Genomic DNA, 23278 nt, shown 5'->3' with positions numbered 1-23278 from the left:
TCGCCTCCCGGAAAGGCCGGCTCCACGAACTCGCTGAAGGTGCACAAGGTGGGCGACCTCGCCGACTCCACCCGCGTCGGCGAAGCAGTCAGCAACAGGGAAAAGCTCGGCCCCTGGCCGGAAAAGAAGAAGAAGGCCTAGGCTTTCGGACACCGAAAAGGACCCCTGCCGGTTGGCAGGGGTCCTTTTCGGTTTGCTCTGTGCTTTGCGGCTGGACCTGCCGGCTTTGCGGCAGGCCCAGCCAGCGGCAGTCAGTTGACCTGGTTGATGATGGTCTCGGCGACTTCGCGCATGCTCAGGCGGCGGTCCATGGACGTCTTCTGGATCCACCGGAAGGCTTCCGGCTCCGTGAGGCCCATCTTGGTGGTGAGCAGGCTCTTGGCGCGCTCCACAAGCTTGCGGGTGGCGAACTGCTCCTGGAGGTCGGAGACCTCGCTTTCGAGGGCCTTGATCTCCTCGTGGCGGGAGAGGGCGATCTCCAGCGCGGGGATGAGGTCCGCGGGGGTGAACGGCTTCACGACGTATGCCATGGCGCCGGCGTCGCGGGCACGCTCCACTAGTTCCTTCTGGCTGAATGCGGTCAGCAGCACGACGGGGGCAATGCGGGCCTTGACGATCTTCTCGGCTGCCGAGATGCCGTCCATGACGGGCATCTTGACGTCCATCAGGACCAGGTCCGGCTTCAGTTCCTCGGCGAGCTGGACAGCCTTCTCGCCGTTGTCTGCCTCGCCCACAACGTCATAGCCTTCGCCGCGCAGGATTTCGATGATGTCGAGGCGGATGAGGGTTTCATCCTCCGCCACAATGACGCGGCGCGCCGGCTGGGACGTGGGTTTTGACTCCGTCTGTTCAGTCACGGGATCTCCTTGGAAAGGTACGGCGGGGACATCACTATCTTAGGTGCGCCCGGTCCGGTACTTGATCTGCATGGTCGGTTGCGGCGTCAGCGGCGCGATTCTGGAATTCAGCCTATCTGGATGTAGAGTAATTCCGCGTACGTGAAGCGATCGCGTTGCTCACAATCAGCTGTGGGCGTACCGGTTTGCGTCATGTATTCCGCGCCCGAGTGGCGGAATTGGCAGACGCGCCGCACTCAAAATGCGGTATCGAAAGGTGTGTGGGTTCGAGTCCCACCTCGGGCACAGTGTTTCCGCAGGTCAGGGGCCTGTTTAGTCTTTGAGTGTTGACAAAACCGCCCAAAGTGTTGACAGCGGCGTACCGTTTTTGGTGTGGCAAGCATTCGGAAACGCACCAAAAAGGACGGCTCGTCGTCCTACATGGTCTTGTGGCGGGACCCGAAGAGCCGCGAGCAGCAGGGCCTGACAGTTGCCACGATCGTCGAAGCTGAGACCCTGAAGAGGCTTCTCGACGCCAACGGCCAGTCGTTCGAAATCGCGCAGCATGCCATGCTCTCCAACGAGAAGCGCACACCCACCGTTGCTGAAGTCATTCAGGAGCACATCGACCTGCTGATCCGCCCGTCAAGCGGAACCACGAAGACGTACCAGACGATGCTGGACCTGCATATCCGGAACGTCATCGGCCACGTGCCCGTGGACAAACTCGATTACCGGCTGATCGCGCACTGGGTGAAGTCGATGATGGCGAAGGGCAAGGCGCCGAAGACCATTCACAACGTTCACGGCCTCATTTCGGCTGCTATGAATACCGCGGAGATGCTCGGCTACATTAAGCGGAACCCGTGCCGCGGCGTACAGCTTCCCGGCATTGAAAAGGCCGAGGACGAAGCGATGTTCCTCACCCATGCGGAGTTCAGCCTCATCATGGAGGGGATGGGGGAGCGGTACAAGGCCTTCACCAACTTCCTGGTCATGACGGGTACCCGTTTCGGGGAGGCCACCGCCCTTACCGTGGCCGACGTCGACCTGCTCTCCAAGCCGCCCACCGCCCGGATCAACAAGGCCTGGAAACGGGACGGCCAGAACCAGTTCTACATTGGGGCGACGAAGACAGGTGCCGGCAAGCGAACCATAGGGTTGAACCCTGCGCTTGTGGAATTGCTGATCCCGTTGGTGGCGAGCAGGCACGGGAAGGAACTTGTCTTTACGACGCCCAAGGGTGAGCGCATCATCCACAAGCTCTACTGGCACCACTACTGGGTGCCTGCCGTTCGCACCGCCCAGGCTATTGGGCTGACGAAGAATCCCCGGATTCACGACCTCCGCCACACCCATGCGTCCTGGTTGATTCAGGATGGAGTTCCCTTGTTTACCATCTCGCGCCGGCTCGGACACGCCTCTACCAGGACCACAGAGCAGGTGTACGGGCACTTGATGCCGGAGGCCCTGCAGGCAGGTGCTGACGCGACTGAGCGGTCGATAACGGCCTTTCTCCGCTGACTGCGTCCACAGTGCGTCGGCCTGGATGCACAGGCAAAATGCGAGGCATTGCTCTATCGGAACTTCGGTCATGTCGGGAAATCCTCCGGAGTGCATGAATCTGAGAAACCTGCACCATTCCTTGGGAGTTGCCGTGGACATCGAATTCTTTGAGCCCGCAGAAGCCGCGGCGCTGATGCGCTGCACAGAGTCCTGGTTGCGTGATGGCGCAACTAGTGGACGCTTTCCTCACGCTTGCTGGGGAAAGGGCAAGATCATCTTCACCTCGGAACACATCCTGGAAATCGCCAAGTTAAGTGAGATCCTCCCCGGCAGCACTGGTTCCTCGCTCTCCGCCACAGGGCCCGTGACGAAGGAAAGGCTCATCGGTACTCGGACCAAAGTCAGACTGGCTACGGCGCGTTGAGTAAGCGTGACGTTTCCCGTGAGGGCGATGGTTCGAACAGTTGAGGCAACCAGTGCACCCGTAGCGGACTCCTCAGAGTACTAATAAAGCGGACGTGTGGCAGGCACCACGGACCCGGATACCTGCGGCAGGTGGTGGTCAAAGCTAGCGTTGAACAACTACCTGTAACCAGAAGGACCATGACGACCACCTGTTCTCCCGCCAAAGCCCTGGCCGCTGTCATCGCAATAATGCTGGCTGGGTCATTAGTAGGTTGTGACGCCGCAGCCAACGCTTACGAAATCATCGAGGCTGCTCCAGGCGCCGCCGCCGATGAGCCGGCCGCTGTCGGTGACGCCGCCAACGCCCTCGTCCAACTGGAGAGCATTCCGGTGAAGGGGCGCGCCCCGAAGACTGGTTATACCCGAGAGGAGTTTGGACCGGCTTGGGCCGACGTTGACCGCAACGGCTGTGACACCCGCAACGACGTCCTCGCCCGCGACCTGACGAACGAAACGTTCAAGCAAGGCACCAACAACTGCGTGGTCATGACGGGCACCCTGGCCGATAAGTACACCGGCACCACGATTACCTTCACTCGCGGCCAAGACACGAGCTCTGACGTCCAGATCGACCACATCGTCGCTCTCAGCGACGCTTGGCAGAAGGGCGCACAGCAGCTCAGCGACGACCAGCGCAAGGAACTCGCCAACGACCCGCTGAACCTAATGGCCGCCGACGGCCCGACCAACGGTGCCAAAGGCGACAAAGATGCAGCTACATGGCTGCCGCCGAACAAGACTTTCCGATGCGAGTACGTCGCCCGCCAAACTGCCGTAAAGGCCAAATACCGTCTCTGGGTCACTCAAGCCGAGCACGACGCTATCGTCAGCCTTCTCGAAGGCTGCAAGTAGTCTCTGTTAGCACTGGCAGACTGCATGCTACCCGGACTGGCTGCAAGCCCCGGTACACACATATATGGGTGCTGAAGGAATCTGCGATCCCTCGCGTGCACACCAGTCAGAGTCCCGTGTGGGCGGAAGGCATAGGACATCACACGGGAAGTATGCTGTGGAGCTTATTTCAGGGCTTCTATAGCCGCAAGAAAATCTTCATAGCTGATGACCGTTACACCCAGACTCAACGCCGCAGCTGCCTTTGCGTTTGGGCTGCCGCCGGGAGGAGCCACAAGAGCCGAAGTGGTCGAGTTGACCGAACCTGCTACGCGGAGTCCGAGCTCTTGGGCCAGGGCTTTCCACTCGGTACGGGATTTCTCGGGGCCCGAGCCGGTGAAGCAAACGGCGTCTCCACGTTTCAACTCAAAGTTGGAGGCCGTCAGGACCGGCGTAGACCTGTTCCGCCTCCAATCGTCGATGAGTTCGCGGTCAATGGTGATCGCATTGGCCGCTTCGATGTAGTCCCCCAGGCGCACACTAATGGGGGCGCTGTCGTCCCACATCTCAGTCCATCCGCTGATTGCGCGGTCTGTAGGTAGGCCAGTGGCGGGCCATGGCAGCATGGCGCTAAGGACCTCTTGTTCAACCCAGACGGCAGCACCCCGGTGCGGTACCTCGATAAGCTCGATCAGCTGGCCACCCGCAAGCCGGTGCCTGTCCAGGCGTGAATCATTGCCGCTGTTGGTGATGCCGACCTTGTATGCGTGCCAACCCGGAAAGTGGAAAAGATACACGCGGTGAGGGCTTGATGGATCCGCGGCACCATCACAGACGTAGCAGGGAACGACGCCCCTGTTGAGGCGACGCATGGAGACCCGCCGGGGAGTATCACAGCGCGCGCACCTGGCAGCCTGGACAGTGTCCGTTCCTGCCTCCGGTTGAGTCACGGACATGCCGTGGGACGAGAAACCGACCACGACATCCGAGGCGCAGATGCCCTTGTTGCGGTTGTTGCAAATTGGGCAAAGGCACCAGTGACCAGATAGTTCTGCGGCCAAACGGCCGGGCAACTCTACGTGCTCATAGCCGCAGTTACGGCACTTGACTGCAATCGGGTCCATGCCGTCATTGTGTTCTGCGGTATCGAATAGGAGATCATGGTGGAGCATTTCGACTGTCGCCTTGATGCGCTCCGTTGGCCACCACCAACTCCTCACCGATGCTCGCACCGCCGTATCTGTGGCCAGCAGCTCCCTGTCAACCTCGCTGAGTCCATCCGGCGCCTTCAGTGCCGCAACCACGGCCTTGTCCAGTTCTGTCTTCGTCATGGCGCGGTTTTGCTCTCCCCATTCGCGCCAGTGACACACTCTGCACACCGGCCCGTGTGGCCGCTGGTCGAGCACATACTCAAACCGGTAGGGCAGCCGAGATTTGCAGGCGATGCACTCTGTACGCCGGTAGGACTTCCGGTTAACAAAAGGCTCAAGGGGGATCAGGCCGCCGACAAGGAAAAGCTGGTCGATGCAGTCCAAACACCAGGAAGGTCTGGTGGTGGTCCTAAATGCCGCAGACTTGCCACAGCCTTCAGTCGAGCAGACCTGTGTAACTGTCCTTGCCATAATTCTGTCCCCCAAATGAATTTGTGTATTGGCACCTTACCCTGCGAAGGCTGCGGCGTCGCACCAGTTCTTGGCGGAGCGGCATCGGATTCCAGGGACGGATTCTTGCACGGAAAGACTGCATCCGAAAGAGGACAAAACGTGACGGAGACCCCTAAAGGTCTAGCAGGTGTGAGGCGTCGAAAGCCACTGGCCATCGCAGCTGTCAAGGGCTCCACTGAGGCGTAGTACATGCCATGGAGGCACTACCCCTGATGCGCTCGCGAAGATCTGTACACCTGAAGATCTGTACACCTCTTGAAGCAGTAGTCCATGAGGGTCCAACTTCATGCCTCCCCTCTGGACATGTCCAGAGCGGGGGCGTTCAATTGAAGCTAGGGCGCTTGGCGCGCTCCGGTGGCAGCCGTCAATGGCAGCCCCGCCTGCTGTCCACTGCGAGGAGGGGGCGGTATGGACCAGCAGAAATCGAAAGAACAGGGGCCTGCTCAGGTTGCGGGCGAGGCATTCGTATCACTGCGGCTACCGAGCCACCTTACGCTTGAGAAGCTAATCGCAATTGTGGCGGCGCGTCGTCGTCGGCGAATCGAGATCGAAGCCACGACGATCCTCAACGGCACGTCCGTCTGCGGTCTCTGGTTGTCGACCGATACCCGGGAAATCATTCTGCACGCCGTCACCGACTCAGCGCTCCATAGGCAGCAGTTCATCCTTCATGAACTTGGGCATATGATCCTGCGCCACGATGAGTTGGGAATTTCCTCCGACTATGCAGCAAGCCTCTTCCCGAATCTTGACGGAGAGATGGTGTCACGAGCTTTGGCACGGAGCAGCTTCGTCGACGATCTGGAGGCTGCAGCTGAGACTCTCGCAGATCTTCTGGCCGGCGCTATCCGCGACAGCACCCTGGAGCCAAGGTCATTTGAACAGGTCTTCGGGTGATCCAGGCAGTCACGGCCACGGTCATCTGGGGCCTCGTTCTGTGCTTGCTGCCCGGCGCGCGCACGAGGAAAGACCACAGCATTCTCGTTGCCGCCGTTGCAATTGCAACCGCGCTCACCTTGAATGTCGACCCAATTTATCTCGCGGGTGATCGAGCCCTTGGCGGCCACAACCTCCTGGATCTTCTCGCGAACATTTTGATGGTCGTGGGAATCTACTTTCTTTCGCAGGCAATCCTCCGGGCCGCGGAGCTCAACGATGCACCGGTGCGCAGAGACCGTCGCGGCCTCCTAATCTTGGCTCTAGTCTCCGTGGGGCTGGTCCTCGCATTCCTCCTCATCGAAGCACCCATATCCTCAACGAAATTCATGTTGGATTACGGGGACCAGCCTGCTGCCGCCCTCTATTCCGCCATCCAGTTCGTCTACATCGGGGCGGTCGTCGGCGTCACCGGATACGTGTGCTTCAGATTCCGACGGCGGATGGCCGCTTCCTACTTTCGCGTCGCCTTCACCCTCATCGGCATCGGCTGCTTCCTGGCTCTCGTCGTAGTGTTCTCAGTCTTGGGAATGGACCTAGCCCATCTTCTCGGAGACCAGTCGACCATGCAGCAGTTGGCGGCTCTCTACGACACCAGTTTTGTCGGCGCGATGTTGTTCCTGTGTGCCGGACTGGCCCTGCCACCCGTAGCGCGCCGGATCGTTCAACGAACGCAACAGAGGACTCAAGCTGGCTTACTCGAAGACCTCACATCCACTTGGGAAAAAGCCACAGCTACCCGCAAGGATGGACGCCTGGCGACTCCCGCTGGAGTCATTGAGCGGGGAGACCTAGAGACGCGGAGGCTTCATCGGATGCTCGTCGAGATCGAGGACGCTCTCCTGATGGATCCCGCTGCTGCTAAGTTCCTTGATGAAGCTGATTTTCAAACACTGACTCGAACAGAGCATTACCTCGCTTCCCATCGGGACACGCAGGGTGGCCGAATGGGCATGGCGCGACGCGGGAGGGGGAAGAACCCAAGTGGCAGATGATGCCGTAGAACCCGCGGAGTCGCCGCAGGCCAGACTCGCTCGCAAGATCAATCTCTTACTAGATTTGTATGAATCCCGGGGAACAGGGCCCTTGTCCTACAGGGAAGTCAGTGAAGCGATGTCTCAACATGGCACGCCGTTGTCGCGGTCAAGGTGGGCCTATATGCGAAGCGGTGATAGTTCCCTGGCTATGGACCAGGATCTGCTGCAGAACCTCGCGGCATTCTTCGGCGTGGATCGCCGATACCTTCTGGATGACTCCGCGGAGATACCCGAACTAGTGGAAGCTCAACTCAACCTCCTTAGGTCCATGCGGGAGGCTCGCGTCAAGAATTTCGCAGCTCGGCAATTGCAGGAGCTGTCTCCCGAGACGCTGGCGCGACTTAGGGAGGTTATTGACAAGCATGTCAGGAGCGAAGATGAAGGCTCCTAAAGTGCTGGGCCCGCTAGCCCTTGCAGCTGTATGTGCATCTTCAATAACATTCCTCGGCGCCGCCTATTTTGCGCGACGGGTGGTGGTGCCGAGCGCTGCGCGTCGGGAGGATATTTCCATCAGGCAAGTCTTCTCCGGCGAAGATGGATCCCTGAGGATCGAACTGCCAGCGACCTCATTAACGAGAGCGCCAGGCCGCTACAGCTTGTGGTTCGGCAACGGGAAGGGCCACGCGTGCATAGGGGCTGTAATAGACGAAGGCACGAATGCGGGAACAGTGATTCGTCTTGTGGAGCGAGTCGACTCCGGTGACTTGCACGCTGCTGCCGCCGGCATCTGGAGCGGGTACGCGTACTCCAAACCAGAGCAACTAGGCCTGCTTTTTGAGGACGTCGAGATCCAGGTCGACGGCGGCATGGCGCCTGCATGGAAATTCGCGCCCGCGCCCGCGTCCGCCGGTCCGATGTCATCCACATGGGCTATCCACGCGCATGGAATGGGTGGAAAACGAGCCGGCGCCCTTCGCGGTGTTCCTGTTGCGAGCAGACTCGGCATCACATCGCTGGTCGTGTCATTCCGGAACGACGGCGAAGCGCCGCCGTCGAACGATTCCAGGTACTCATTGGGCCAGAACGAGTGGTTGGATGTCGAAGCGGCCATTAAGTACGCCGTGGACCACGGCGCTGACCGGCTCGTCTTGTTCGGATGGTCTCTCGGCGGCTCCATGGCTCTGCGTGCAGCAAATCTCTCAGCACATTCTGATCGGATCATCGGCCTGGTGCTCGTGGCTCCCGTCCTGGACTGGGCTGAGACTCTAACGACTAACGGGAGCGCCAGCGGATTGCCTGAAGCTATCGCCAGGGCTGGGCTGAGAATCTTGGGTTGGAATGCAGGCCGCTGGGTCACGGGCCTCAATCAAGCCATTGACCTCTCCGCGCTGGACTGGGTTACCCGCGCTGGTGACCTCAAGACGCCGACCCTCATATTGCATGGGATCGATGATAAATCGACACCGGTCGCAGTCTCTGAAAGATTCGCCGAGCTACGGCCCGACCTCGTTCAGTTGGTTCGCTTCGATGTTCCGGGGCATTCACTCGAGTGGAACGCCGATACCGAGAAGTGGGAGTCGTCCGTCACGCGGTTCCTGAAATCACTGCCCGCGGACTGAAACGCGGCCGCAAGGTCCGCAAGTTCCCTTTCGACCTCATCCGGCCGCGCTGTGTACTTTCCCGACCCGAGGATGACGACGCCTGCCTCGCATAGAAGACTGAGGTGTTTGCGGACAGAGGAAGCAGACAGGGTGAGGGCGGCAGCGACCTCACGGCAGGTCGCGGGGCCATGGGTGATCAAATAGCGAATGAGGCGGCTTCGCGTCCGGTTCATCAAGATGTTCGCCATGGAGACCACCAGGTGACGAGGGAATCTCTTGTGGCCCGCTGTAGACGGGTCTACAGCAGAACGATACGCTCATCCACATACGGATGGAAGGACGAAGCCGCGCTTGTTGCATGTGGACTTGGCCAAGGCAATACTGGGCAACAATTAGTGACTCGCTGACGATAGTCATGTCTTGCTGGGAGGTGAATCGTGTCCGGAGACGAAGAAGGTCTCAAAGGCGCGGAACTGTCTCCCCAAGCCGAACTTGCACGGCGCTTGAACCTGCTCCTCGACGTTGTTGTTGCCGAGCGAGGGCAACCCGTCACGTTCCGCGAAGTCCAGCAAAAGCTGGCGGAGAAGGGCATCAAGCTTTCCCGAGCCCGCTGGTTCTACATGAAGGACGGCACAGGCAGGCTGGTGAGCGATCCGGCGCTACTGGGCGCCCTGTGCGACATCTTCAATGTGGATCCGGCTTATTTGATGGGCAGCGACGCCGCAGATCTGCCCGAGCGAATTGATTCCCAGCTTGAGTTTGTGAAATCTCTCCGCGCTGCGAGGGTGAAGACGTTCGCGGCTCGGACCCTTGGTGACGTGTCGCCCGAGACGCTTCGGGCGATCACAGAGTACTTGAATAGGGACATCAGCCGTCGGCCAGAAGGGGAGAGGGCCGAGGCCAGTCCGCGGCTAGACGCGGATGAGGCGCCGGAGCGCGCAGACTAAACGTCGGGCTCATCTTTCCAACCCACTGCGGCTACTTTTCCAGCAAGTACTGAAGATGAGCGTCGAGCAGTTCCTTGATCCGGACAGGGTTCGCCGAATACCGCGGTGACCGTCCGTGTCTACGTCCAGGCTCGACGTCGACCATCACCACGCCTGCCTCTTCGAGCGCGGCCAGGTGCTTGGCCACGCTGGGATCGCCCGCGCTGACAGCAGCGACGATGTCTCCGCGCGTCGCAGGCCCAGTGGCCGTGAGGAATCGAAGGATTTCGTTTCGCGCCCGGTTGCCGAAGGTTGCGACGGCAGCCTCGACGTCGGCCGACCAGGCGGCGTCGTGGGGTTGCGTAATTCTCGGCATACGGCCATTCTTCCCGAAGGCATCACGAAAAGTAAGAACAGCACTCTTGACGATACTTTAATTATCTTCGACAATAATTCTTGTAGCTTCTTCTGATCGTTGTTGGATCTCCGCATCCACTAACTGGGGTGGCCGTTTGCGCAACTCTGCGAACTACTCGATCTGAACAGTCAAAGCGGTGAAGCCATGGAAATTGAAGCCAAGGCGTATCAATCTACAAAGGGACCAGAGACGGTCGCTGACGTTGATGTCTCATTGCGAAGCGCACCTCCGCCGGGAGAACCCGTCATCCAGATCGATCGGATCATGGTCGCGGTTGATGGGGTGCACCGCTACGTCACTTCCCGGCTCGCGCGGATCGGGCGATCCTGCGATGTGGACGATGTCATGCAGGACATCCGGGTCGCCGTTTGGGACGGGGTTGCACGGGGGCGCTACCGGGAGCTGCCCGGCATCCCGTTTGAAGCGTGGGTCCAAGGTGTCTGCAATAAGATCTGCGCTGCCCATATCCGGCGCGAGCTTAGCCATCAAACGTTGCCCTTGCTTGTTGACTTCACGACGACGGAAAGCTCACCGGAGCTTCTTGCTGTCGTTCATGCTGGGGCGGCAGGAAACGACGTCGAGAACTATGTTGATCAGGCCTGGGCACACGCCATGCTGGGCCTGGTCCAGCGCAGCGTCAGTGAGGAAACTTGGAGGCTTGCCGTATCTAGCCTTACGGGGCCGAGGCATTACGGACCTCCGTCTCCCAAGGATCGGCGTCGGTGGCGTGCCGTAACGGTCGTTCGGCAGACGGCCAAAACGATCAACACGGCATTGAACTGCCGCCCCGAACCCGGAGTAGGCGTCGACGATCTCTGCCGCTGCGCTGCCAACTGCCTTCCCACAAACGTCCTGCGGAGCGTCGCGGAGACCATAGTCCGTCCGGGGCTGCGAGGACTGGATAGGTCCGTACAGATGGCTGCTCTTGCCTCTGAGCTCGGCGTTACAGAGAGATATATCGCGGTGAATATCGGATTTGCCCGGCAGCTGTACCAGGCAGCTTGGCGTGTGCTTCAGCACGAAGTGAATAGGCCGGCTGTTTGAGCCATGGTGTCCTTCGCCGGAGTTGGCTGTGAATTGGTTCCGTAAAGTTGACCGCCGGGCGAGGCTGGCGGCAGGGCTGGTTGCCCTGCTCATGATTGGTGGAGTCTTTCTGCTTTGGCCTGCCGATGGCCTCAGCGGACCGGTCCCGCCGACCACGTCCGGCACTGCGCCTGCAACGACGATGCCATCAGGCACTTCCACTGCACCAGGTAGTACGTCCCGTGTTCCTGACGGGCCGCTCGTCACGGCGGAGGCAACGCCGGATGGTTTGCCACGTACCCTCGATCACCGAGCGCTCGCTGTAGCGGCAGCAAAGGGAATCTATAGCTGGGACAGCCGTTCGTCGTCGTACTCGGATGTATATACCAGGGTGCGGTCCTGGTGGGAGTTGCTTCCCGATGGATCCAATCCCTTATCTGTACTGGTTCGGGAGTTTGAAGGGACTGGCGTGACGGCGGGGACGTTCACCACCCTGGCAGACCAGTCCGCTCGCCGAATCGGCACCGCTGAGTCCCTGCGCTGCGATCTCGAGTTGGCCAAAGTTCAGGAGTATCCGGCCCCGTGGGAGGGCCTTCACGTATGCACGGTGACGGTGCAAGTTGTGGACGAGTCTAATAACGGCAAAAGTGCCTTTGCGGCACCCGTCACGGTGATGGTCAACTGTCCTCCTGCGACCACTGCTCCGTCTGGGCGCTGCGCCATGGTTGCCTTCTACGCGACCCCAGAGAGAATCGTCTACTAGTGGCTGGACTGGTGGTCGTCGCAGGCCTCATGCGGCGCCGGGCATTGGTGAAGGTCATATCGGCGGCCGCTTCCCTCGCCCTGCTTGTTGGCGCCATGGCATTTGCCGGAGGCGTGGCGGCGCTCACTGGTCTGGGTCGCCAATCGGCAGTTGCCTGTACACCAGCGGGATCCGAGGGGGCCGCTGCGCCTAACGCGGGTGGTGCTGGCCTGGAAGTGCGGAACGCTGGGCTCTTGCTCTACGAGCTGACGCCTCGTCAGGAGAGCGTTGCACGGACTTACATCGCGGTCGGCAAGCAGCTTGGAATACCGCGCTCTGGGCGGATCATCGCCATCATGATGGCGCTGCAGGAGTCGAGTCTGCGCATGCTCGCGAACCCCAGCGTGCCTGCTTCCCTGCAGTTCCCGAACGACGGCGTTGGACGTGACCACGACTCGATCGGTTCAGCACAACAGCGTCCGGCGGCGGGCTGGGGGACAGTTGCGCAGCTAATGGATCCCTCCTATAACGCGCGCGCCTTCTACGGTGGGCCGTCGGGACCGAACCGCGGCAGTCCTCGAGGACTCCTGGACATTCCCGGTTGGCAGGGAATGGACAAAGGTCTGGCGGCTCAAGCAGTCCAGGTGTCTGCTTTTCCCGAACTGTATGCGCGTTGGGAGCCGGCGGCCACGGCAATTGTTGCTGCGCTTGAGGGCGGCACCGCTCCTGCCTCCTGTTCAGATTCCTCGCGAGCGCTGTGGCCTGGGGCATCTTCCCCTAACTTGAGCCAGCTGCGCCAAGACATTCTGAGGTTCACGAAGGAAGGTTTGGGCGGAAGGTATGTGTGGGGCGGGACCGCCTTTAAAGCCTGGGACTGCTCTGGCTACGTGCAGTGGATTTACAGGCAGGCCGGAATCGAGCTGCCGCGAGTAGAACAGTGGCGTGTGGGTGTCCGAACAGAGAACCCTCAACCAGGAGATCTGGTCGTTCAAAATCCCCAGGGACCTGACAACTGGGGCCACGTCGGCATCTACGCGGGCGACGGCATGATGTGGAGTGCCCTGAACCCGGCGGTAGGGACGTTGTTGCATCCAGTGAATTGGAATCCTGGTCCTGCCTATTTCGATCTGTTGGAGCGCTAAAGAACTCTTCTAGTGCCATTAATACGTCGCTAACCTGCGACGTCCCGCCTATCGCTGAGACTTGTTATTTGACCGCCTGAACCGAACATATACGAACGGGCAACTCAAACCAGCTCGATTTCAGGGCAGAACCACGTTCATGGCAGCTGTTTCGATTGCCTTTGTCGTCCTCGGTGCAGCCCGGGCTTCCAGGAGGTTCAACCCTTGCTGGCGCAGCGGTCGTTTTCGACAGTGCGGTGCGCCGCTTCCATGTGGAGGTCGCGGCCGACATCGGCCAGCCGATACTAAATACACGACACTTGTAACTTTTCGGGCCCTTCAGTCGGCAGTCAGGGGCCGTGATTGTGAAAGCTCCTCCGGGGTCGGCTCCCCCTCTACCGTTTCCTCCAACGGAAAGTGAAAATATATGCATTAGCTCGTGTTGTCGGCGGTCCCCGCTAAAATCCAAGCAATGGCTCTAATTGGGGGAAACCGAGTTGAACAACAAGCGATTCACGATGGGGGACACTGCTCCGGGTCTCGTTATCGACAACGTCGAGGACACGCCCTACGTAACCGGGATGCTGTCTTTTGGGGAATTGAAGGGCGTCAGCCTACTGGTCCCGTTCGTCAACAACACACCTCAGTTCGCAGCCGTGAAGGGTTGGGTACGCGACGGTCGGCCGCCGTCCAACCTCCAGTTACTTACCGACCGTGGTCGGTTCACTCTCTATGGCTGCCGGACCTCCGGATCGTCGCTCAATATGGGCGGGCAGGGATTTTCGACGGTGAGGATCACGCCGCAAGAGGTCGTCTACAAGGATCGTGACGGCGACTTTGACGACGCGCTTGAAGTCACAGAGCTCCGCTCGCGGATAGATGGCCTGACTGAGTGGACGGATATGGGAGCTACGTCCTACTCCTTGGTGGCGGACGAAAAGAACCGGGCGCAAAAGATCAATGTTGAGGTGCAGTCTCCGCCCCCGCTGGTTTGGCAGCACGGCGATGTGACGTTCGAATTGAGCACTAACTGGGCCGTGGACGACGAGAAGCCCGGTTTTCGTGTGCGTGAATGGGTATGTCTGACCACGAAGTTCGAAACGTCGAGGCCCTGTGCTGAGCACTTCGCCGAACAGCGCAAGATCGCGGCGCTGTTGACGCTCATGTACGGACAAGCGGCCGTATTCCGCCACCATGAGATACGGGACGAGCGATTCAATGCCAAGGTTCTCACCGGCAAAGTCGTCGACGTGCCATTCTTCGAGATGGTCTCCGAGGATACTGTCTCCGACTATTGGCGGCCCCTTCCTGGGGAGATGAAGCACCCGCTGGCCACTGCCTCCGACGTCGGTGTGGAGGGTCTGCAACGCTGGTTGGAGGGCTTCGACCAGTGGGAGCGCGTTATTCACCCCGGCGCCGGAACGCTTAGACGGCCTGAGTCCTACGTCGAGGACCACATCGTCAACGCCTCCGTGAGTTTGGAGGCCGCAGGTCACCTCATTGGAGAGGTCGAAGGCGAGCGAGAGTCTTGGTCAACAAGAGGAAAACGCTCATACCCGACTACTGCAACGTACGTCTTCCGTGCCCTAGCTGCGGTCAACCTCGATTGGTTTGACGTAGCCGCGTCTCGTTTGGCTCTTGCAAGGGCGATTGCGAACAACTACAACGACGTCAAGCACCCTGAGCGGGGCCCGATGCCTCCAGCCGAGCACACGTATGTTGCTGGAAAGATTGCGCTTCTTGTTGTGCGGTTGCTGGCGCTTCGGCTGATGGAACCGGATATGGATCTAATCAAGGCATTTGGTGAGGACTGGAAGTTCAACCAGTTCAAGCAGCAGATCGTCGGCATGGATGTGTATGCCGATGCCAGCGGTCGATTTGGTCCCCGCCCCGAGGGGCTCGCTTCGGTGGACGAAGATTGAAGGCCGCTGTATTTCGCTGCTGCTTGACTTCTGGGGCTGTTAGGCTGCGGCGATGGGGATAATTCAGAAGCTTTCTGCCTTCCTTCGCGGCGCGAACGTGTAGCGTTTAGGGCGCCTTCACCGGGCAGTTTTTTGGGCGGGGTAGAGGGGACACCCTGAACTGGGAATCCGCAACGCTGCACGTCAGAGCCCGGTTTAGTAGGGTACCGGCTACCAGGACGGTGTTGGCTGGTAGATCTTGGACTCCTTCAACGTGTCCAGGACCTTTGCTCTGCAGGCGTGAAGATGATGACTCCGCCGTGCAGACCGTAAGGTACGTTCCAGTGAGACAAAGGCCGCTGCTAGTGAAATGGAATCCAAATGAGGCGCACCACGTGGGGACCCAAGGGAGAGCCGGACGTTCCTGCGGTTGCGGAACCCCAACCTGACCAGGCTTGGAAGGCACTGTCCGTTACCAATGAGTGGATAAGACATGCAGATACGAAGACAGGTGTAACCCTCGCCTTTGTCGGAGCTACCGTCGCGGCTCTGTTCAACCTCGTCAAGGACGAAGATAAGTGGACCTGTGCGCTGACTCTGGCTGTGAGCTTGTGTGCCCTTGCTTTGGTGTCCTCTGCAGGCTTCGCCTGCGCGGCGCTCTTCCCTCGGACCCGTGGCCGACTACCGAACGGGGAGGAAGCAGACGAAGACGCCGTGAACCTCTTGTTCTTCGGTGACATCGCCGGACACTACATGAAGGACAGGCCAACGTATCTGCAGGTGTTGTCCCTGCTCACGAGCGACCCCACGCGGCTCACGCGCCAAGTAGCCGCCCAGATCCACGAGAACGCGCATATAGCCACAACCAAGTTCAAGTACGTCAACCGCGCCATCATTGCAGAACTGGTCGCGGTTGGTGTCGTGGCTTCTGTCGCCGTCATAGCTGCGACAGGATGGTAACTGTGGACGGAAAGTATAAGTACTACTCATACACCTCCAGCGCCGCGCGGATCGATGAAATTTTGGATCAGCCGACAGGGCAGTTCGAAGAAAAGGACAACTTTCCGGACCGCGACAGACTGACCTACACCAACGGCGTCTACGGTAAATGCACCGCGATATTCGTCGACATACGCGACTCCTCCGGTCTCACCGAAAAACACGAGAGGCCGGCGCTTGCAAAGATCTACAGATCGTTCATTTCTGAGATGGTCGCCGTTCTGAACAGCTCCCCTCTGGTCAGGGAAGTTAACATCGTGGGTGACTGCGTCTGGGCGGTGTACAGCACTCCGCTGCAAAGCAACATCGATGATCTTTTCAACATTGTTTGCACTGCAAACACCCTGAAGAAGTTGCTCAACGCCAAGCTCAGCAAGAAGGCCCTCACACCCCCGAAGCTGGGCATTGGAGTCGATTACGGGCGAGCACTCATGATCAAGGCCGGCTACAGCGGCAGCGGCATCAATGACGTGATCTACATGGGAGATGTGGTGAACCGTGCCGCCCACTTGGCCAACAAAGCCGGAAGAGCCTACGCAGACCCGATTTGGGTGGGAGACTGGTTCGCTGGAAACCTCAACGAGCACAACGCCAAACTGCTGACTTCAAGCTAAACGGGGCTTGGCAAGGTCCGAAAGGGCAACGCCATCATTTCACCCATGGACGAGTGGATTGACGAAAACTTCGGCTAGCTCGTTTGTTCAGCGGAGAGCCATCGTGGCCTGGGCCGAAGTTGAGTAATCGCGTGATCACCTCTACTGCGATCTGACCAAGAGCGCTACTGACAAAACGGCCATCCATCGCTGCAACTTATGCGCAACCAGCAGCGCTTTCGACTGTCTCAGTAACCAATCCGTTGTTGAGAGATCTCACGCATCCTTTTGCACGCTCGATTTAACGTGTTCTCTCCACGTATGTGACTCAATCCTGGCCCTACCTACGACTGACCTGCTCGGAGGGAGGTCGTTGGGTACGTATGAATGTCAGCGTGACAGCTCGTCGAGCAAGGACCGGAGCTGTCGAAAACGTTCCTGCATGAACTCCGTCCTGAACTCTTCTCGTGCTCGCCTGCGTCGCTTGCTGGCCTCGTTTTTTTCAACCGAGCCAGAAGCCAGCAGGTTTCGGCTATGGAGTGCTTTCTCCATAACGCCCGCTCTCTTTGTTTCGCCAGCAAGAATTGCGGTGCAGAACTCTTCACCATGAATCGCGCACCAGCCACTATTCAACGCCTGGCCAAACCGCTCGTCGTCCGGAATTTTGTCGAGAGTTCGTTCCTCCCATAGAAGACTTGGCGCTACTGCATCCGGCTTGCCATCTGAGCAGCCGCACGAGAACGCGAGGAAGTCATTGTTCTCTATCTCGTCCCACACGCTTCCAGTAACCAGGATGTGCTCTGGATCAGTTTGCTGCGCCGCTTTTGCCGCATAGTTGACCGGTCTGCCCGCCCAAACGGGCTCTTGCAGGTCTAGGTGCCGCGGCAAACCCACCTTTTTCACCAAGATGGAGCCACTTGCGACGCCAACTTTGAACCCAGTAGACGGTGCCTCCGGCCACTTGTGCTCCAGCTTTTGCGTGAAGTCTGTGCTGAAGGTGCGAATGGAAATACCTGCACACATAGCCCGCTCGTAGCGCGATTCCCCCCAGAAGAGCCCGAATCCGCCATCTCCTTGGATATCGACAAAATCCGCGTCGAACGCTTCCAGAATCTTGACCACACCGCCCACTCCAGCGTCGTAAATGCTGGCCGTGCTGGCGGGGCGGCGGCCCTTTTCCAAATTGGTTGAGGACTTCAGATCAAAGAAAACGGCCACCAAATCATCCAAACGGTGCCAGGTCTTCGCGTTTACAGGAAGATTCTCCAAGTCGAGGGAGGTTTTGTACTCCACCTTGGGCATCCGCTCAAATAGGTCAGCTGTCCGCTGATACGCCGAATCCAGTAGCTGATCAAGTTCCAAAGGCTGCCCATTCCCGTCAGTAGTTGATTACAGCCTAGTTCCGGGGTCTGACAGTAATGTCCAGTGAGACTGGGGTCCGTGCCTCGAGTGCCGACCGATCGGCACGAAGATGATGAAAGTTACCAGGCGGAGAGTGTCAACGGGCGCCCACGTGAGAAAGATTGTCGCCCAGAGCAGGAAGAATACTCCGGTAATTAGCAACTGTCATGCGGAACTGCTGATCGACCTCTCCTTCGACGCGAAGCGCGGTCCGGGCTTGCTGAGCCTGACCCACCTTGTGACATGCCGCGAGCCTACCCACTGGGTCAGCGAACGCAAGTCATGCCGGGGCAGTCGAATCATCGAAGGCGCCACCTCGTCGCGCGCGCATCCCGTAGAGGGATGCCCTCACGAACACCTGAACCGGTCGCCACATCCGGGTCCACGTGTCTCATAACCGAAGTGCCTCCAAACCCTAGAGATTCAAGACAGCTGGCGGCGCAGTGATGCGACAAAGAACGATCACAAAACGCCGCCATTTATCGGCAAACTCCGCACGGGAAGCCGGAGAGCCACAGGAGGAGTCTCAAAACGATGTGTTGTGGGACGTTATTACTGCTCCGCCCTGATGTCGTGACAAAGGCTCTGCCAATAGTTATGGAAAGAGGTCATGTCGCTTCCTCCCGCTGGTTCCATGAACCCTTGAGCTCATCTGCTCACTCCATGGAACAAGACGGACGGAGCATCATGTACTTTGCAGCGGTGGACCCGGGGATCACCCCGAACGCGAGCTTTCCCTTCCTGGAATCGCTTAAACAGATCGGCGGGGGCATCCTCGTGGGCGCCTTCATCATCATCGCCATCGTGGCAATCATCGGTGCCGCGATGCTTTTGGCCGGCAAACTTAGCCAGTCGTCACGCCTTGCCTCGGGCGGCGGCGTGATCCTGCTTTGGACCGGTCCGGTGGCTGCCATTCTCGGCGGCATCAACGGCTACATCCTCTGGTCTCAGACGGCCTTTCCTCTCGGGTTTTAGCTCATGCCTGTTGAGTGCGACCTCAATGGATGGTGGCCGCCCGGCTGCGGCTTGGTGTCACAAACGAACGATAACGCCATGGGCGCAGTCACGTCTCTCTTCGCCAACATCCTCCAGAACATGGCGTCCTGGCTCTGGGCCTTCATTACCGGCGCCTTCTCAGTGTCGGACATCGACGACTCCCAGTGGCTCTCCATCGAAGGCCTGACGAGCTGGTGGGTGGTCGTCATGATGACACCGCTCGTCGTCGTGATGATCCTCCAGGTCCTATCGGGCCTGGTCAGTCAGCAGCCGAGACGCATTGGCCGCGCGATGCTCGGCGGCGCTGCCGCCATACCGCTCGTCGGGGCTGCTGTGTATCTGGTCCGGCAGCTGACGCGCGCGAGTGACTTAGCCTCCGCCGCGCTGCTCGAATCGATTGGTTCGGACCCATACCTCGTGTTCATGAGGCTTTTTGGATTTGAACGGGCACCAGAAGGAAGTGGTCGGGAATGGAACTTGGTCTCCCTTGCACCTGGGACGACAGGAGGCCCAGCTGGAGCCGTCGTCGTCACTGTGATGGCAGTTATTGTCGTGTGGATCCTTGCCTTCATCCTGATGTGCTCGATGATCTTCCGCTCCTTTGCACTCGTCGTGTTGGCAGCTGTTGCGCCGGTTGCCCTTATGCTGCTGCCCTGGGACAAGACAAAGTCCTGGGCACGCCGCTGGTGCGAGGTGGTCATTGCTTTGGTGTTGGCGAAACCCTTAGCCGGAACGGTCTTGGCCGTTGCAGTGAAGCTCTTTGCAGAGTCCAAGTCCTTTGCCGGATTGGCAGCCGGCGCGGTGGGCATGGCACTTGCCTGCGGCGCACCTTTGATGGCCCTGCGCTTGGTTAGTTTCGCAGGCGGGGAACTCGCGGCAGCAGCCCAAACGGCCGGTGGCGGCCACGTCCTCTCCCGGAGCAGCAGCATTGCGGCTCGCCAGATCAGTCGGCAGACAGGTGGTCGCCTGACGCTTGCGGGCCTAGTAAATCGATCCGCCATGACCCGGCCAATCAGCTCGAGCCGTAGCATCTTCCCGACACAAGCGTTGACACCCGCTGTTCCCTCCGGGGTGCCCTCACCCAAGGGTGACGGAGGCCAGTTGGCCCTGAGAACCGGGCAATCGATCGGAGCGCCTAACAGCGTGCACCCACCGGGGTCGCAGCAGGACTTAGTGCGCACAGAACCCCATAGAGCAAGCGGCACTGCCCCAGCACCTGCGCGGCAAACCCCGCCCGGAGACGCCGGATCGCGAGCGCATCCCAACGCAAGCGCACCTGCCCCTTCGAGGGATACGCCTCCCACACCCCAAGCACCAAGAATCAACCCTCCGAACGGAGGAAACCCACATGTCTGAAGATTCTCGTGCCCTTGAGGCCGTCAAATTCCCGAGATACGAGCGCCGCGGGTTCTTCCTTGGCCTCAAGTGGTACCAGTTGCTGATAGTTGCAGGGGGCGGGGCAGTTGCCGTCGTTGCTTCTGCGAGTAGTGGGCCGGTTGGCCTTTTTTCTTCCGGACCCCTCTGGCTTGGGCTTATGCTGCTCGGGCTCCTGCAGTATTCCCGCATCCCTTATCCGGTATGGGCGAAACAGCTTGTTGTGTTCTTCTACCGGGCAGCGGCAGGACAAACCCTGTTCCTTGCAAAGCCCGCAGCTCCGCGATTGGCTGGTCGGCTCGCTCTCCCGGGCGGCGTCGGCAATCTGGAGATCAGAACAGCGGCCGGTGGTGAGTGCTTCATCGTTGACCGCGCGGGCCGGGAGGCGATCGCGGTGTTGCGCTGCAGCACGAGGTCGTTTGCACTCCTAGACGCAGACGATAAAGCCTGGGCGGTCCAAGCCTGGTCACGTGTACAAGCCGGCATGGCCCAACGGCCAGGCGTGGCCAGGATCGCGGTCCAAGATTACACAGTGCCCTATCCGTCGTCGGCGCTCTGGGAGTTTTACAAAGACAACGCCGTGCCGGCACAGGCTGGCGAGAACGCTGCGTGGGGACAACGCGCGTATGAGGACTTGCTCGGCGCAGCCGGATCAACCATGAGCCACGAACTGCTCGTGGCGGTTGTCCTGGACACGAGCAAGGCTCGACGACGGATCAAGGAGTCGGGTGGGGGACTGGTTGGCCTGGAACACGTCCTGCGGCTGGAAGTCGAGGCGATGAAAACGTCGCTCGGTACCCACAGCGTGAAGGTAGAAGAGTGGGTTCGTGAACCCGGACTGCTAAGCATCATCCGTGGGGCCTTCGATCCCGCTGCTTTGCCCGCCCCCAAAGCGCCGGTGGCGGCAGCCCCGCCGGCGGACGAGCCGACAAGTAAGGACATGGATTCCCTCCACCGCCAGGGCCCGATGGCCGTTGAGGAACACTGGACCTTCCTGCGGACCGACACCGGATTCCATCAGACTTTCTGGATCGCTGAATGGCCGCGCCAGAAAGTCTTTCCGGGCTTCCTGCATCCGCTGATCTATGTGGGCGAATTCCGCCACACGTTCACGGAGGTCATACGGGCAGTGCCAACAACCGAAGCCCTCCGTGACATCCGCTCGGCGCAGGAAGCGCACGAGACCCGCCGCCGCATCAACGCCCGCTTCGACAGGCCTCTCACGCGGGAGCAAAAGGCGGAGGAAGAAGAAGTCATCCAGAGGGAGGAAGAGATCGTTGCCGGCCATGGCGACGTCCGCCCGGCGGCCTACATCACCGTCACAGCGACCTCGCTGGAGGACTTGGCCCGGCATCGCCAGGAACTTGAGTCCGCTGCCGCAGGAGCATTTGTTGAGCTGCGGCTTCTCTACGGACAGCAATGGGCCGCGTTTGTCGCCGGTGGCCTGCCGCTTGGAAGGGGACTGCGTTGAAACACACATTGAAAAGCTTCGAGTACCTACCGTCGGGAAAGAAGCGGACGGAAAGGAAACCACGACGCCGACCCGCACCACGCGCTGAAGGGTGGGCGAGTGCCGTGATAGGGGACACGCGGCGCGACTCGCAGGGGTTGCGCCTTGCTGGTGACTGGGGGAGTAACGAGCCGAACTCCATGCGGGGTCCTCATCGGTTACGCCCGGCGCCCCACCGTGCATCGACCATGACGTTTGCCGCCGCCTACCCGTTCCTTACAGAGTCAGGTCTGGGGCACGAGGGAACCTACATCGGCACCGACGTTTTCGGGTCCGGGGCCTTCTCCTACGATCCCTGGATCCTCTACGACAAGGGGATCATCAGCGGTCCGTCCATCGTTGTGATTGGGACGGTCGGCACCGGTAAGTCGATGTGCGGGAAGTCACTGGTGACTCGGTCAATCACCCTAGGGCGAAAGGCAGCCGTCGCGTCTGATCCCAAGGGCGAGTGGGTTGCAGTAGCGGAGGCTGTTGGCGGCAAGGTCATTTCCATTGGCCCTGGCCGCCCTGCAAGGGTGAATCCCCTCGACGCCGGTCCCCGCTCCAGTGCCCTGACGGAGGCTCAGTGGCAAGCGGTGGTGAGGCAACGGCGTCGGTATCTCCTTGGGGCCTTGGTCTCGCTGATGCGGCAGGGCACGCCCCTTCGCCCCGTGGAGCACACAGCCCTGGACATCGCCCTGATGGAAACTATGGCTGAGAACTCAAACCCGACCCTGCCCATGGTGCTGGACCACCTCCTCAAGCCGTCGACGGAGATGACCGCCCTGGTCGGTACAGACGGAGCGACCGCCGTCAGCCATTCCCTGCGACGTACCGTGTCCGGTGATCTCGAAGGAATGTTCGATGCGCCCTCGACTGTGGCCTTCGACGCTGACGCGCCCATGATGGTGATGGATACCTCAGCCCTGATCGGAGCATCAGAGCAAGCGCTTTCGCTGGCCGCAGCCTGCGGCGCCACGTGGTTGGAAGCTGCCATCACCAACCCTGACGGCGGGAAGCGGCTTGTGGTGTACGACGAGGGGTGGCGGATGCTCGCAGATCCGTACATGTTGGCGAAGATGAGCGAGCAGTGGCGACTCGCCAGAACCTACGGGATCGCAAACCTGCTCATCATGCACAAGGTCGCCGACCTCAACGAGATCGGTGACAGCACCAGTGGGCACAGACAGAAAGCACTGGGCCTGCTGACTGAGGCTGACACCAGAGTCATCTACCGGCAGAAGCACGACGCGATGCGCCTGACCAAGGAAGCGCTCGGCCTGACAGAAGCGGAGTGCGAGCATGTTGAGAACCTTCCGAAGGGCGTCGGGCTCTGGAAGGTGGGCAACCGCTCCTTCATCGTTGCCAACCGCGTGACCACTGACGAGCTCGCCGTTTTCGGGACAGACGACAGGATGCTGTGAGACGGCCAGTGAGCACGCGCTCGGCAAGTGACAATCCCTTAGTCACCGCTGGCCT

21 protein-coding genes and 1 tRNA gene are annotated in these 23278 nt (G+C 59.9%); 17 read left to right on the top strand and 5 right to left on the bottom strand.

Translation table 11 applies throughout. The annotated features are described in order from the left end of the window. Nucleotides 1-251 precede the first annotated feature (251 nt). Nucleotides 252-857 carry an ANTAR domain-containing response regulator gene (locus PV768_RS14360; RefSeq protein WP_009358190.1) on the bottom strand — a complete coding sequence of 202 codons (606 nt, stop codon included), beginning with the start codon at nucleotides 855-857 and terminating at the stop codon, nucleotides 252-254. 203 nt (nucleotides 858-1060) lie between these two features. Between PV768_RS14360 and PV768_RS14355 the strand changes: the two genes are divergently transcribed. From PV768_RS14355 to PV768_RS14340, 4 genes are all read left to right on the top strand, one after another. Then, nucleotides 1061-1142 (top strand) — tRNA-Leu (locus PV768_RS14355). A gap of 87 nt (nucleotides 1143-1229) precedes the next feature. Continuing rightward, nucleotides 1230-2360, top strand: a complete 1131-nt coding sequence (locus tag PV768_RS14350) for a tyrosine-type recombinase/integrase (RefSeq protein ID WP_421093363.1) — start codon at nucleotides 1230-1232, stop codon at nucleotides 2358-2360. Nucleotides 2361-2493: 133 nt separating this feature from the next. After that, nucleotides 2494-2766 (top strand): hypothetical protein, encoded by a 273-nt coding sequence (locus tag PV768_RS14345; RefSeq protein ID WP_421093362.1) that lies wholly within the window; start codon nucleotides 2494-2496, stop codon nucleotides 2764-2766. Between the two features lie 179 nt (nucleotides 2767-2945). Continuing rightward, nucleotides 2946-3659: an HNH endonuclease family protein gene (locus PV768_RS14340; RefSeq protein WP_421093361.1), complete on the top strand. Its 714-nt coding sequence runs from the start codon at nucleotides 2946-2948 to the stop codon at nucleotides 3657-3659. Nucleotides 3660-3823: 164 nt separating this feature from the next. Here the strand turns inward: PV768_RS14340 and PV768_RS14335 are convergent, their stop codons facing one another. Further along, on the bottom strand, nucleotides 3824-4969 hold the full coding sequence (locus tag PV768_RS14335; protein WP_421093360.1) for a BRCT domain-containing protein: 1146 nt from the start codon (nucleotides 4967-4969) through the stop codon (nucleotides 3824-3826). 741 nt (nucleotides 4970-5710) lie between these two features. Between PV768_RS14335 and PV768_RS14330 the strand changes: the two genes are divergently transcribed. The 3 genes from PV768_RS14330 (at nucleotide 5711) to PV768_RS14320 (ending at nucleotide 8834) form a co-directional block, all read left to right on the top strand. Then, complete coding sequence (locus tag PV768_RS14330) at nucleotides 5711-6199, top strand: hypothetical protein (RefSeq protein WP_421093359.1); 489 nt, start codon at nucleotides 5711-5713, stop codon at nucleotides 6197-6199. Further along, on the top strand, nucleotides 6196-7233 hold the full coding sequence (locus PV768_RS14325; protein WP_421093358.1) for a hypothetical protein: 1038 nt from the start codon (nucleotides 6196-6198) through the stop codon (nucleotides 7231-7233). Before PV768_RS14330 ends, PV768_RS14325 begins: the two co-directional genes overlap by 4 nt. A 419-nt stretch (nucleotides 7234-7652) precedes the next feature. After that, nucleotides 7653-8834 carry an alpha/beta hydrolase family protein gene (locus tag PV768_RS14320; protein WP_421093357.1) on the top strand — a complete coding sequence of 394 codons (1182 nt, stop codon included), beginning with the start codon at nucleotides 7653-7655 and terminating at the stop codon, nucleotides 8832-8834. On the opposite strand, the gene PV768_RS14315 is transcribed toward PV768_RS14320, so the two are convergent. Then, the gene (locus PV768_RS14315; protein ID WP_421093366.1) at nucleotides 8726-9049 is read right to left on the bottom strand and encodes a helix-turn-helix domain-containing protein; all 324 of its coding nucleotides are present in this window, start codon (nucleotides 9047-9049) and stop codon (nucleotides 8726-8728) included. The genes PV768_RS14320 and PV768_RS14315 overlap by 109 nt on opposite strands. Nucleotides 9050-9253: 204 nt before the next feature. Between PV768_RS14315 and PV768_RS14310 the strand changes: the two genes are divergently transcribed. Then, nucleotides 9254-9763, top strand: coding sequence for a hypothetical protein (locus PV768_RS14310; RefSeq protein ID WP_421093356.1), 510 nt, complete (start codon nucleotides 9254-9256; stop codon nucleotides 9761-9763). A gap of 31 nt (nucleotides 9764-9794) precedes the next feature. Here the strand turns inward: PV768_RS14310 and PV768_RS14305 are convergent, their stop codons facing one another. Then, nucleotides 9795-10118 carry an ArsR/SmtB family transcription factor gene (locus PV768_RS14305; RefSeq protein WP_421093355.1) on the bottom strand — a complete coding sequence of 108 codons (324 nt, stop codon included), beginning with the start codon at nucleotides 10116-10118 and terminating at the stop codon, nucleotides 9795-9797. Between the two features lie 186 nt (nucleotides 10119-10304). Between PV768_RS14305 and PV768_RS14300 the strand changes: the two genes are divergently transcribed. From PV768_RS14300 to PV768_RS14280, 5 genes are all read left to right on the top strand, one after another. Next, nucleotides 10305-11204 carry a hypothetical protein gene (locus PV768_RS14300; RefSeq protein ID WP_421093354.1) on the top strand — a complete coding sequence of 300 codons (900 nt, stop codon included), beginning with the start codon at nucleotides 10305-10307 and terminating at the stop codon, nucleotides 11202-11204. 975 nt (nucleotides 11205-12179) lie between these two features. Further along, nucleotides 12180-13067, top strand: coding sequence for a C40 family peptidase (locus PV768_RS14295; protein WP_158677203.1), 888 nt, complete (start codon nucleotides 12180-12182; stop codon nucleotides 13065-13067). Nucleotides 13068-13543: 476 nt separating this feature from the next. Continuing rightward, complete coding sequence (locus PV768_RS14290) at nucleotides 13544-14968, top strand: hypothetical protein (protein WP_421093353.1); 1425 nt, start codon at nucleotides 13544-13546, stop codon at nucleotides 14966-14968. A gap of 360 nt (nucleotides 14969-15328) precedes the next feature. Beyond that, complete coding sequence (locus tag PV768_RS14285; RefSeq protein ID WP_104997623.1) at nucleotides 15329-15907, top strand: Pycsar system effector family protein; 579 nt, start codon at nucleotides 15329-15331, stop codon at nucleotides 15905-15907. Between the two features lie 2 nt (nucleotides 15908-15909). Further along, nucleotides 15910-16560 (top strand): adenylate/guanylate cyclase domain-containing protein, encoded by a 651-nt coding sequence (locus PV768_RS14280; protein ID WP_421093352.1) that lies wholly within the window; start codon nucleotides 15910-15912, stop codon nucleotides 16558-16560. 369 nt (nucleotides 16561-16929) lie between these two features. Here PV768_RS14280 and PV768_RS14275 read toward each other — a convergent pair whose 3' ends face one another. Beyond that, on the bottom strand, nucleotides 16930-17901 hold the full coding sequence (locus tag PV768_RS14275; protein WP_421093351.1) for a hypothetical protein: 972 nt from the start codon (nucleotides 17899-17901) through the stop codon (nucleotides 16930-16932). Nucleotides 17902-18603: 702 nt separating this feature from the next. Between PV768_RS14275 and PV768_RS14270 the strand changes: the two genes are divergently transcribed. The 4 genes from PV768_RS14270 (at nucleotide 18604) to PV768_RS14255 (ending at nucleotide 23223) form a co-directional block, all read left to right on the top strand. After that, complete coding sequence (locus tag PV768_RS14270; RefSeq protein WP_421093350.1) at nucleotides 18604-18915, top strand: hypothetical protein; 312 nt, start codon at nucleotides 18604-18606, stop codon at nucleotides 18913-18915. A 78-nt stretch (nucleotides 18916-18993) separates the two neighbouring features. Beyond that, a complete protein-coding gene (locus tag PV768_RS14265) occupies nucleotides 18994-20292 on the top strand; it encodes a type IV secretion system protein (protein ID WP_421093349.1) in 1299 nt (432 codons plus the stop codon). Then, entirely contained in the window at nucleotides 20285-21781 is a 1497-nt protein-coding gene (locus tag PV768_RS14260; RefSeq protein WP_421093348.1) for an SCO6880 family protein, read from the top strand. The genes PV768_RS14265 and PV768_RS14260 overlap by 8 nt, the downstream gene beginning before the upstream one ends. 227 nt (nucleotides 21782-22008) lie before the next feature. Beyond that, a complete protein-coding gene (locus tag PV768_RS14255) occupies nucleotides 22009-23223 on the top strand; it encodes an ATP-binding protein (protein WP_421093347.1) in 1215 nt (404 codons plus the stop codon). Nucleotides 23224-23278: the final 55 nt, after the last annotated feature.

Origin of the sequence: Pseudarthrobacter sp. CC4 (assembly GCF_048957775.1) — a bacterium.
Classification (GTDB): Bacteria; Actinomycetota; Actinomycetes; order Actinomycetales; family Micrococcaceae; genus Arthrobacter.
This window is presented reverse-complemented; position numbering and strand designations above follow the sequence as displayed.